The organism is Bacteroides sp. K03 (assembly GCF_019734355.1).
GTDB lineage: Bacteria > Bacteroidota > Bacteroidia > Bacteroidales > Bacteroidaceae > Bacteroides > Bacteroides nordii.
Genome location: NZ_JAASHC010000001.1, coordinates 177988 through 189777 on the forward strand (window position 1 = coordinate 177988; position 11790 = coordinate 189777).

At 43.3% G+C, this 11790-nt stretch carries 13 protein-coding genes and 1 tRNA gene; 11 read left to right on the plus strand and 3 right to left on the minus strand.

Annotation, left to right across the window (positions count from 1 at the left end; genetic code table 11):
* The first annotated feature begins 41 nt into the window (after positions 1-41).
* The 11 genes from HCG69_RS00620 (at position 42) to HCG69_RS00670 (ending at position 8357) form a co-directional block, all read left to right on the plus strand.
* Complete coding sequence (locus HCG69_RS00620; RefSeq protein ID WP_221648409.1) at positions 42-629, plus strand: TIGR00730 family Rossman fold protein; 588 nt, start codon at positions 42-44, stop codon at positions 627-629.
* On the plus strand, positions 626-1351 hold the full coding sequence (locus tag HCG69_RS00625; protein ID WP_221648410.1) for a DUF4271 domain-containing protein: 726 nt from the start codon (positions 626-628) through the stop codon (positions 1349-1351). The genes HCG69_RS00620 and HCG69_RS00625 overlap by 4 nt, the downstream gene beginning before the upstream one ends.
* A 4-nt stretch (positions 1352-1355) precedes the next feature.
* On the plus strand, positions 1356-2108 hold the full coding sequence (locus HCG69_RS00630; RefSeq protein WP_002558555.1) for a uroporphyrinogen-III synthase: 753 nt from the start codon (positions 1356-1358) through the stop codon (positions 2106-2108).
* Between the two features lie 100 nt (positions 2109-2208).
* Positions 2209-2589, plus strand: coding sequence for a ribonuclease P protein component (rnpA, locus tag HCG69_RS00635; protein WP_221648411.1), 381 nt, complete (start codon positions 2209-2211; stop codon positions 2587-2589).
* Complete coding sequence (gene yidD / locus HCG69_RS00640) at positions 2586-2807, plus strand: membrane protein insertion efficiency factor YidD (protein ID WP_221648412.1); 222 nt, start codon at positions 2586-2588, stop codon at positions 2805-2807. The genes rnpA and yidD overlap by 4 nt, the downstream gene beginning before the upstream one ends.
* A gap of 6 nt (positions 2808-2813) precedes the next feature.
* On the plus strand, positions 2814-3455 hold the full coding sequence (locus HCG69_RS00645) for a TatD family hydrolase (protein WP_221648413.1): 642 nt from the start codon (positions 2814-2816) through the stop codon (positions 3453-3455).
* 68 nt (positions 3456-3523) lie between these two features.
* A complete protein-coding gene (tyrS, locus tag HCG69_RS00650; protein WP_002558559.1) occupies positions 3524-4816 on the plus strand; it encodes a tyrosine--tRNA ligase in 1293 nt (430 codons plus the stop codon).
* An 80-nt stretch (positions 4817-4896) separates the two neighbouring features.
* A tRNA-Gln gene (locus tag HCG69_RS00655) sits at positions 4897-4967 on the plus strand.
* 292 nt (positions 4968-5259) lie between these two features.
* On the plus strand, positions 5260-6102 hold the full coding sequence (gene kduI / locus HCG69_RS00660; protein WP_007483201.1) for a 5-dehydro-4-deoxy-D-glucuronate isomerase: 843 nt from the start codon (positions 5260-5262) through the stop codon (positions 6100-6102).
* Positions 6103-6241: 139 nt separating this feature from the next.
* Entirely contained in the window at positions 6242-7036 is a 795-nt protein-coding gene (locus tag HCG69_RS00665; RefSeq protein ID WP_002558561.1) for a gluconate 5-dehydrogenase, read from the plus strand.
* Between the two features lie 79 nt (positions 7037-7115).
* A complete protein-coding gene (locus tag HCG69_RS00670) occupies positions 7116-8357 on the plus strand; it encodes a DUF4861 domain-containing protein (RefSeq protein ID WP_221648414.1) in 1242 nt (413 codons plus the stop codon).
* Between the two features lie 109 nt (positions 8358-8466).
* Here the strand turns inward: HCG69_RS00670 and HCG69_RS00675 are convergent, their stop codons facing one another.
* From HCG69_RS00675 to HCG69_RS00685, 3 genes are all read right to left on the minus strand, one after another.
* Positions 8467-10038 carry an arylsulfatase gene (locus HCG69_RS00675; protein ID WP_221648415.1) on the minus strand — a complete coding sequence of 524 codons (1572 nt, stop codon included), beginning with the start codon at positions 10036-10038 and terminating at the stop codon, positions 8467-8469.
* Positions 10039-10144: 106 nt separating this feature from the next.
* Entirely contained in the window at positions 10145-11113 is a 969-nt protein-coding gene (queG, locus tag HCG69_RS00680; RefSeq protein ID WP_221648416.1) for a tRNA epoxyqueuosine(34) reductase QueG, read from the minus strand.
* Between the two features lie 19 nt (positions 11114-11132).
* The gene (locus tag HCG69_RS00685) at positions 11133-11786 is read right to left on the minus strand and encodes a polysaccharide deacetylase family protein (RefSeq protein WP_221648417.1); all 654 of its coding nucleotides are present in this window, start codon (positions 11784-11786) and stop codon (positions 11133-11135) included.
* Positions 11787-11790 lie beyond the last annotated feature (4 nt).

Below are 11790 nucleotides of genomic sequence, written 5' to 3' on the forward strand. Positions count from 1 at the left end.
TCCTGTACTTTTGCAAGCGTAACTAATGAGAGAGCCAACTTATGAACCAGATAAATTCAGTATGCGTCTACAGCGCATCAAGTACTAAGATAGATGAGGTTTACTTTAATGCCGCCCGACAGTTGGGACAATTGCTTGCTAAACGCCGTATCCGGCTCATTAATGGGGCAGGTAGTCTCGGGTTGATGCGTTCGCTGGCAGATGCTGTTCTTGAAAATGGTGGAGAGGTGACCGGAGTGATTCCGAAGTTTATGGTAGAACAGGGATGGCATCACACAGGATTAAGTAAACTGGTAGAAGTGGAAAGTATGCACGAGCGCAAGCAATTGATGGCTGATTTGAGTGATGCTGTTATTGCGTTGCCCGGTGGTTGTGGTACATTGGAGGAGTTACTCGAAATTATTACCTGGAAGCAGTTGGGGCTTTATCTTAATCCGATTGTTATACTAAATACAAATGGTTTCTTTGATCCGTTGCTTGATATGCTTACGCGTGCTATTGATGAAAACTTTATGAGGCGTCAGCACGGAGAGATCTGGCATGTGGCTACTACACCGGAAGAGGCTGTGGAATTGATATATACGGTTCCTGTCTGGGATGCGTCTATTCGAAAGTTTGCTGCGATATGAGTATGTGGTTAATGCTGACATCGGGCTTTGAGGGAATGCCCCTCCCCTACTCTCCCCGCACGGATGATGTAGTAGCATTGATATTGCTGACTTGTTTCTTTTTGTCTTCTTTTGCACTGGCGCGTAGCAAAAAGTTTCTTTCTCAACAGGCGAAGGATTTTGTACTTCATCGGGAACGTACCAGTATCTTTGCCACTTCTACGGCAGCTGATGTGCGGTATCTGTTATTGTTGGTACTGCAGACTTGTATTTTGGGTGGTATTTGTATTTTTAATTATTTCAATGATGTACAGCCGGCTTTGATGGAGGAAGTCTCTCCCCGCCTGCTGCTTGGAGTCTATGTACTTGTTTGTTTGCTTTATCTATTGTCCAAATGGATGCTCTATTCTTTTCTGGGATGGGTGTTTTTTGATAAAAACCGGACAAGTCTTTGGCTGGAATCCTATTCTACATTGATCTATTATCTTGGATTTTTCCTTTTTCCATTCGTATTGTTCCTTGTTTACTTCGATCTGAAAATCATATTTTTAGTATCAATCGGATTGTTTCTGATAATTTTTACTAAAATATTGATGTTCTATAAGTGGTTAAAGCTTTTTTTCGATAATATTAGCGGCATTTTCCTTTTAATTTTGTACTTTTGTGCCCTTGAAATCATACCCTGTTTGCTTTTGTATCAGGGTTTGAGAGAGCTAAACAATATATTGGTAATAAAATTTTAGGACGTTGAAAATTAAGAAAGTACTTGTGTCGCAGCCAAAGCCTGCTTCGGAGAAATCTCCATATTACGACATTGCTGAGAAGTATGGCGTAAAAATAGATTTCCGCCCCTTTATCAAAGTGGAAAGTGTTTCTGCTAAAGAGGTTAGACAACAGAAGGTGTCAATACTTGACCACACAGCTGTCATATTTACTTCGCGTCATGCGATTGATCATTTCTTCCACCTTTGCACGGAGCTTCGTGTGACGATTCCGGAGACGATGAAGTATTTCTGTGTGACGGAGCAAATCGCGCTATACATACAGAAGTATGTGCAATATCGTAAGCGTAAGATCTTTTTCGGAGCTACGGGCAAGATTGAGGATCTCATTCCTTCTATCGTAAAGCATAAGACTGAAAAGTATCTTGTGCCAATGTCTGATGTGCATAATGATGACATTAAGAACCTGCTGGACAAGCATAATGTTCAGCATACGGAAGTCGTAATGTATCGCACTGTCAGCAACGATTTTGGAGAGGGAGAAGAGTTTGACTATGATATGTTGGTATTCTTTAGTCCTGCCGGTGTTTCTTCATTAAAGAAGAATTTCCCGGATTTTGATCAAAAGAATATTAAGATCGGAACATTTGGTTCTACTACAGCGCAAGCTGTTCGTGATGCCGGCCTTCGTTTGGACTTGGAGGCCCCTACTGTGCAGGCTCCTTCTATGACAGCTGCACTGGATATGTTTATTAAGGAAAACAATAAGGGAAAATAAAAGAAAGGAATAAGTTACGGGCTACGAGCTACGGGTGCTGCGTATTGTACGTGTGTTAGTGCTTGTAGCTCGTAATTTTTTTAACTTGTAACCGGAGAAGATGAATACATTGTGCAAGGCCGAAAGGCTCTATAGTAAGATTGTTATTGAGAAGATGTTTGCAGGCGGGGTTTCGCGTTCATTTTCTGTCTTTCCTTTGCGTGCAGTGTATATGTCTGTTGACAGGCAGGAGGTGCCTGCATCTATTCTTATCAGTGTTCCTAAAAAACGGTTTAAGCGTGCTGTGAAACGCAATCGGGTGAAGCGGCAGATACGCGAAGCTTACCGGAAAAATAAGGGTGGATTGTGGCAGGCTTTGGAAGAGAAGGAACAGGGGGTGGCTGTTGCTTTTATCTATCTGTCGAATGAATTGTTCTCCTCTGCTGAAATAGAGAACAAGGTGAAGATTTTGCTTGCCCGTATAGCAGAGAAGCTGGAATGAGGCGCTTTTTGTCTTACATATTGTTGCTTCCTATTTACTTTTACCGGGTCTGTATTTCACCTATGACCCCTCCTTCTTGCCGCTTTACTCCTACCTGTTCGCAGTATGCTATTGAAGCGATCAAGAAACACGGACCTTTCAAAGGGCTTTATCTGGCTATAAGAAGAATTCTACGTTGCCATCCATGGGGTGGTTCCGGCTATGACCCTGTGCCTTGATTGCTTATGGAACTATTAGATATACATACCCATCACCTGACGGAAAGTACGTTTTCTGCAATTAAGAATATTCGTTTTCTCAAAGAAGAATTTTCTCCGGAACCGGGGCGATATTATTCAATAGGCATTCATCCCTGGGATGTAGAACTGGAGGATGAGATTGATTGGGGGGTATTTGAGGAGTTAGCTATGCATCCCCAGGTATTGGCTGTTGGTGAGTGCGGTATTGATAAACTGGTACATAAAGAATTGTTACCGGCTCAGGAACGTATCTTCTCACGGCAGTTGGGCATTGCAGAACGTCTGCTGAAGCCTGTTTTAATTCATAATGTGAAATCTACGGAAATCATCAGTTTGATGAAAGGTCGTAGTTCTGGTCTTGTTCCCTGGATTTTACATGGTTTTCGAGGGAAAGCGCCTCTTGCTTTGCAACTTATCCGACATGGATTTTATCTCTCATTCGGTGCCAGATACAACGAAGATACTTTACGTGCTATACCACTTGACCGATTGTTTCTGGAAACAGATGATGCAGAGACGGATATTCATGAAATTTATAAGAAAGTAGCTGATACACTGAATATGTCTGTGGGAGAACTCACAGGGCGGGTACAGCGCAACATTAAGAATGTATTTTTTAATGAATAAGAGTTGTTTCTTCGAAGAAAGAGTCGTACTTTTGCCCAGACTAAATATTTAAAAACTAATATCATTCGATGAATTTTGTAGAAGAATTAAGATGGCGTGGCATGTTACAGGATATGATGCCAGGCACAGAAGAATTGTTAGCTAAGGAGCAAGTAACGGCTTATCTCGGAATTGATCCGACTGCTGATTCGCTGCATATTGGTCACTTGTGTGGCGTAATGATGCTCCGCCACCTTCAGCGTTGTGGTCATAAACCATTGGCACTCATCGGTGGTGCAACAGGTATGATTGGCGATCCATCCGGTAAATCGGCAGAGCGTAATCTGTTGAACGAAGAGACGTTGCGTCATAATCAGGCTTGTATAAAGAAGCAGTTGGCTAAGTTTCTGGATTTTGAATCGGATGTTCCGAATCGGGCTGAGCTGGTCAACAATTATGACTGGATGAAAGAATTTACTTTCCTTGATTTTGTTCGTGAGGTGGGCAAACACATCACTGTAAATTATATGATGGCAAAAGACTCGGTGAAGAGACGTCTGAATGGCGAAGCTCGCGATGGTTTGTCATTTACTGAGTTTACTTATCAGCTTCTTCAGGGATATGACTTCCTGCATCTGAATCAGACAAGAGGTTGTAAACTTCAGATGGGTGGTTCGGATCAATGGGGCAATATCACTACTGGTGCTGAGCTGATACGCCGTACGAATGGGGGAGAGGTTTTTGCCTTGACTTGTCCGTTGATTACAAAAGCCGATGGTGGTAAGTTCGGTAAGACGGAATCGGGAAATGTATGGTTGGATGCAAAATATACTTCTCCGTATAAATTCTTCCAATTCTGGTTGAATGTGAGCGATTCGGATGCCGAACGTTACATCAAGATATTTACTGCTTTGTCGAAAGAAGAGATTGATGCGTTGATTGCAGAACATCAGCAGGCTCCGCACTTGCGTGTACTTCAAAAACGCCTGGCAAAAGAAGTGACAATCATGGTTCACTCTGAAGAGGATTATAATGCGGCTGTAGACGCTTCGAACATCTTGTTTGGTAATGCAACCTCTGATGCGCTGAGAAAACTTGATGAAGACACGCTATTGGCGGTTTTTGAGGGTGTTCCTCAGTTTGAAGTATCCCGTGATGCATTGGTGGAAGGTGTAAAGGCAGTTGATTTGTTTGTGGACGATGCTGCTGTATTTGCATCCAAAGGTGAAATGCGTAAGCTGGTGCAGGGTGGGGGAGTTTCTTTGAATAAAGAGAAACTGGCTGCTTTTGACCAGGTTATAACTACTGCAGACCTGCTTGACGAGAAGTATTTACTTGTTCAGCGTGGCAAGAAGAACTACTATCTGATCATTGCTAAATAAAAAAAAGTAGCAAAATATTTGGAGAATTAGACGTATAACACTATCTTTGCACCGCTTTTTAACAGAAAGCACAGTTAGTTTGTCCCATGGTGTAATGGTAGCACAACAGTTTTTGGTTCTGTTTGTCTAAGTTCGAATCTTGGTGGGACAACAAAAAATAAGAATAAACGCCCTGAAAGTGAATAGCTTTCGGGGCATTCTTTTTTTTAATGTATGTTGTGAAACCTTTTGTGCTCTTATCTCTAATTTTAAATGCCTTTCTCCTTTAATTCGTATTATATATTGTTAAACAACTGCCTTATTGTACATCTGTGGACAATATTGATAGATAATAAGAACAAAAATGCAAGGTTTTGCCGTTTTCTTTTCTTATTTTTGCATCGTGTACGCAAACGACGTGCATTTGAGAGTATGATATTATGAACTATTTAAATAAATAAGGTATGAAAACGAACTATGAAATTCGCTATGCTGCGCATCCTGAAGATGCAAAAAGCTATGACACCAAGAGAATCCGTCGTGATTTTCTGATTGAAAAAGTATTTTCGGCAAACGAAGTAAATATGGTGTATTCCATGTATGACCGTATGGTAGTAGGTGGTGCAATGCCGGTAGGAGAGGTGCTGAAGCTTGAAGCTATCGATCCGTTGAAGGCTCCTTATTTCCTTACTCGTCGTGAAATGGGTATTTTCAATGTCGGTGGTCCTGGTGTGGTAAAAGCTGGCGATGCTGTATTTGAACTCGATTATAAAGAAGCACTTTACTTAGGCTCAGGAGATCGTGAAGTGACCTTTGAAAGTAAAGACGAAAAGAATCCTGCTAAGTTCTATTTTAACTCGCTGACTGCTCACCGTAACTATCCTGATAAGAAAGTGACAAAGAAAGATGCAGTGGTGGCTGAAATGGGTTCACTGGAAGGATCTAACCATAGAAATATAAACAAGATGCTGGTAAATCAGGTATTACCTACTTGCCAGTTGCAGATGGGTATGACGGAATTGGCTCCGGGAAGTGTTTGGAATACAATGCCGGCACATGTTCACAGCCGTCGTATGGAAGCTTATTTCTACTTCGAAGTGCCCGAAGAACATGCTGTATGTCACTTTATGGGTGAAGTAGATGAGACACGCCATGTATGGATGAAAGGCGATCAGGCTGTATTATCTCCTGAATGGTCTATTCACTCGGCTGCTGCTACTCATAACTATACTTTCATCTGGGGTATGGGGGGTGAAAATCTGGATTACGGAGATCAGGATTTCTCACTGATTACAGATCTTAAATAATGAGGCATGTGCTGATATGCCCTGTGTCAATTTAAGAAACGACTTAATAAGAACAATTAATTAATAACCTTCGTGCCACATGTGTGAATAAGTGCTTTCATTGGCACTCTGTACATTGGCACATTAATAAATTATTATAATGGTAAACTTTTCATTAGAAGGTAAAGTTGCACTTGTTACTGGTGCATCTTACGGAATCGGTTTTGCTTTGGCTACTGCTTTTGCTCAGGCAGGTGCAAAAATCGTGTTCAACGATATCAAACAAGAACTGGTAGACAAAGGTATTGCTGCTTACAAGGCTGAAGGTATTGAAGCTAAAGGTTATGTATGCGATGTAACCAATGAAGAACAGGTGAACGCTATGGTTGCTCAGATTGAGAAAGAAGTAGGCGTTATCGATATTCTGGTTAACAATGCAGGTATCATTAAGCGTATCCCGATGCACGAAATGTCGGCAGCTGAATTCCGTCAGGTAATTGATGTAGACTTGAATGCTCCGTTTATTGTGTCTAAGGCTGTTATCCCTTCTATGATTAAAAAAGGTCACGGTAAGATCATCAATATCTGTTCTATGATGAGTGAACTGGGTCGTGAAACAGTATCTGCTTATGCTGCTGCTAAGGGCGGTTTGAAGATGCTTACTAAGAACATTGCTTCTGAATATGGTGAATTCAACATCCAGTGTAATGGTATCGGCCCGGGTTATATTGCTACTCCGCAGACAGCTCCGTTGCGTGAAATCCAACCGGATGGTTCACGTCACCCATTTGATTCATTTATCATTGCTAAGACTCCGGCTGCCCGTTGGGGAACTCCGGAAGACCTGGCAGGACCTGCAGTGTTCCTGGCTTCAGATGCTTCTGACTTTGTAAACGGACACGTATTATACGTTGACGGTGGTATCTTGGCATATATCGGAAAACAACCGAAATAAGAGATAAAATACAGTTATGCTGTAGGGCGGAGGAATACTCCGCCCTTTCGGGTTTTATTATCAAACTAACGACAAAAAGATGAAAAAGTTATTTTTCTTTATTGCAATTGCTCTTGTAAGCTTTGCTTGTACTGAGAGCAAGACAGTTACTGTTACAGTAACAAATCCCACCGCTATGGAACGTGCCGGTGAAATGGTAGAGGTATCCATGGGTGATGTCTCTTCTAAACTGCAATTGGCTGACACTGCTCAGATTGTTGTGCTTGATGCTGATGGCCAGCAAGTGCCCTATCAGATTACTTATGATGAGAAAGTAATTTTCCCGGCTACTGTAAAAGCTAACGGAACAGCGGCTTATACTATTCAGGCCGGTACTCCTGCCGTATTTGATACAAAGGCTTGCGGACGTTACTATCCTGAACGTGTAGATGACGTGGCATGGGAAAATGATCTGGTTGCTTTCCGTACTTACGGCCCTGCTTTGCAGGCAACTGGTGAGCGTGCTTTCGGTTATGATATTTGGACTAAATACAATACAACAGAGCCGGTGGTAGAGGCTCGTTATGCAAGTGAGTTGAATCCGGAAACCAAAGCTAAAATTGCTGAATTGAAAAAGACAGATCCTAAAGCAGCAAGTGAGCTTTATCGTTCTGTATCTTATCATGTAGATCATGGTAACGGTCTGGATTGCTATAAAGTAGGTCCTACGCTCGGAGGAGGTACGGCTGCTTTGATGTCGGGTGATTCGATTATCTATCCGTATTGCTATGCAACACAGGAAATACTTGACAATGGTCCGTTGCGTTTCACTGTGAAACTGGTGTACAATCCGCTGACAGTAAAGGATAATTCTGACGTTATAGAGACTCGTCTGATCTCTTTGGATGCTGGTTCACATATGAACAAGACTGTTGTTGCTTACAGTAATCTGAAAGAAACAATGCCTGTTGCTACCGGTATTGTTCTTCACGAACCGGACGGTGCCGTTGTGACAGATGCTGCCAACGGTTATATTACTTATGTAGATCCGACGGATAATGTGAACAATAATAACGGAAAGATTTTTGTGGGTGCTGCTTTCCCTGCTACAGTGAAAGACGCCAAAGTGGTTCTTTTCCCTGAAAAAGAGAAGAAAGAATTGCGTGGTGGTGCAGATGGTCATGTACTGGCTATCAGTGACTATGAACCGGGCTCTGAATATACTTATTATTGGGGTTCTGCATGGGATAAAGCTGATATCAAGACTGCCGATGCATGGAATGAATACGTAGCTGCATTTGCACAGAAATTGCGTGCTCCGCTGACTGTAACAGTGCAGTAATTAAAGGGAGTTAAGAGAAGGGAGAGGGGAGAATGGAGAAGGGAGAAGTACTATGCAGCGTAATAGCGCAGCTCCTTCTCCCCTCTCCATTCTCCCTTCTCCCCTCTCTTTAATCATCCTGCATAATGCCTTTTATCTGTTCCCATTTGTTGGTCGCATCGTTTTTCTGAACTGTTCCCGGGGTACTTCTTCCGTCTTGTATATACTTCTGTAACAGCTGTTTTAATTCTTGTACTACCTCCGGATGTTCCTGATATACATTGTTTTTCTCTCCCGGATCTTGTTTCATATTGTAGAGTTGAATAGGAGGCAGTGTAGCAATGACTTCTTTGTCTACATTTGGTTTCGGGTAACTCCAACCTCCTGAACTGGGTGAACAAAGTAGTTTCCATTCGCCTTTGCGTATAGCAAACTCACCACGGATGGAATGGTGTACAACGGCTTCCCGGATTGTTTGGGGATAACCGGGATTCTCGATCAATGGCAAAATGTTGTAACTATCTTCTGCCTCATTCTCTTTTATCTGATATTGGTTCAGTGCTGCGAACGTTGCATAAAAGTCGTTTAGGCAGACCGTTTGGTTGCATTTGCCTTTTCCGGCTCTTTTGGGCCATTCTACGATGGTAGGGACACGGTGTCCTCCGTCGAAAAGATCGGCTTTCATACCTCTCCATATGTAATTGGCGCGATGTCCTTTCTGTGCCATCTTGTCAATACCTCCGGCCGGTGAGCAACCATTGTCTGTGGTAAATATTAGGATGGTATTTTCTGAGATATTATTGTCTTTGAGCGCTTTCCGGATCTGCCCTACCACATCATCTACCATTAGCACAAAGTCTCCATAATCTCCTAACCCGGTTTTCCCTTTAAATCTTTCGTCCGGAAGGATAGGGGTGTGTGGTGCAGGAAGAGGCAGATACAGAAAGAACGGCTGCTTGTTTTGGGCGTGTTGATTTACATAGTCTACGGCCCGGCGGGTAAGGTTGGGCAAGCACTCCTGATGTGAGAAGTCGGAACCTATGGCACCTGCCCGCCACATGGCAGATCCTCCCGACTTGGCGATGGTTTGTATCTGAGTGGTAGTAGGCTGGCTATTTTCTACATAGACATAAGGAGCCATGTCTAATGAACCACAGAAGCCGTAAAAATAATCAAATCCTAAATCGGCAGGGCCGTTAGTGATGGGTTTACTATAATCCACATCTTCCTCTGCCAGTGCATTGGCATTTGGTTTTTCGTGTCCGGCTTTCGTACCCCAGTTCCACCCCAGGTGCCACTTGCCGATGCAGGCTGTGGTATATCCGCTTTGTTTTAGCATAGAAGCTATTGTGTTTCGTGTGGTAGGGATAATGGGGCGTGAGTACCCATATAATACACCGCTTTTAAGGCTCGAACGCCAGTTATATCTTCCGGTGATAATCCCATAGCGGGTAGGCGTACTAACGGACGAGCAGGAGTGAGCATCGGTAAAAGAGACTCCGTTATCGGCCATTTCATCCAGGTTCCGGGTAGTAATGCCGGAATGTTCATTGAATGCCGAGACATCGCCATAACCCATATCATCTGCAAGGATGAAAACAATATTGGGGGAATTTGTTTGCCGGGAGTTGTTTTGTGCCTGTAGGTGCTGGCAGAAGCATAGGGGAACCGATAAGAATCCAAGATAAGTCATTGTCTTCATGATGCGTTGTTTTTAGGATTAAAGTAGATCCTAAAAGTACGGCTTCTGTTTGGCATTCTATGTTTACATTTTCTCAGATACTGTTAATCCCGTCTCATGTTTATGTTTACACGTCTGGCAATGTTTGTACTTCGTCTTTGTTGTTACTCTCTACTTGATGTATGTTTCTCATCAAGCCTGTGTACTTGGCTCTTTTTACCGCACTTCCTTTAAAGATTACTCTGTATTGTTCTTCTGTCAGTGCATGCCAGTTCTCTTTTTCCATCTGCATGAAGGCATCAGTGGGTTGCAATTCCGGTGTCTGGCAGGGAGTGGAAAATCTGTTCCAGGGACAGGCTTTCTGGCATTCGTCGCAGCCATATATCTTATTGCTCGTTTTTTTGCCTTCTGCGGGCGGAATAGCTTCCCGGTGCTCAATGGTAAGATAAGACAGACAACGGCCTGAATTGAGCAAAAAAGGGGCTTCCAGTGCTTTTGTCGGACAGGCATCAAGACATCGGGTACAGTTTCCGCAGCGGCTTTTTAACGGTTGGTCGTATTCGTCTGCTTCTGCACTGAGAAATATTTCTCCTAAAAAGAAGCAGGAACCGGCATGCGGAATAATAAGCTGGGTATTTTTACCTATCCAACCCAATCCGGCACGCCATGCCCAGTAACGCTCTAATACGGGGGCTGTATCACAGAATATACGGCTTTGTAAGGGTAGGGGAGAGTGTGCGGAGATATATTCCTGTAAGGCGGTCAGCCGGGCTTTCATGATATCGTGGTAATCTTTGCCGTATGCATACCAGGCAAACTGATACTGATCTTCTCGTAAGAATCGGGCAGGGTAATAGTTGAGGGCTACGGATACAATGCTGCGTGTTCCTTCTACCAGTAAACGGGGATCGAGGCGCTTTTCGAGGTGGTTGCCCATGTAATTCATTCCTGCTTGCATGCCGTGCGAATGCCAGTGGCAAAAGGCATTGGAGACGGTTTCATTTACCGCTTCTGCCGGTGCCACTCCACAAGCAGAAAAGCCGAGGCGCAGAGCTTCGGCTTTTATTTGTTTAGCAGAAAGAATAATTTCTCCCATCCTGTCTTTTTATTTTTCGTTACCTGTCCGCTTGCCGAACCTCTCCATGCGGGAAGTGTGGAAGCATCTTGAATTCGTAGCCTTGTTCTTTCATAAACTCGATGGCACGCGGCAAAGCGTACTGAAGGTTTCCGTTATTCCAGGATTTCAGCGAATCGTGAAACGTGATGATAGAACCATTCCGTACATAGCGTTTTACGTTTGCCAACACCTGTTCGGGACGCATTTTCTTACTATAGTCACGTGTTACCAGATCCCACATGATAATGCTGTAGTACTGTTTCAGCGCGTGATATTGCTTGAATCCCATGTGTCCGTGTGGCGGGCGGAAAAGATCGGTCTTCATCTCTTGATTCGCACGATCCGTATTTTCCAGATAATCATTTGCGGAATACTCGAATCCACGGATGTGATTGAAGGTGTGGTTACCGATACGGTGCCCGTGCTCAATCACCATCCGGAAAATATCCGGATACTTCCGTACATTGTCACCTACCATAAAGAAAGTGGCTTTGATCTCATACTTATCCAGCAGATCCAGCACCCAGGGAGTTACTTCCGGAATAGGCCCGTCATCGAAAGTCAGGTAAACTGCTTTTTCGGCAGGGTTCATCCGGAAGATAGCTTTCGGGTATAAAATGCGGAAAAACCACGGTGGTTGCTCTATAAACATCTTT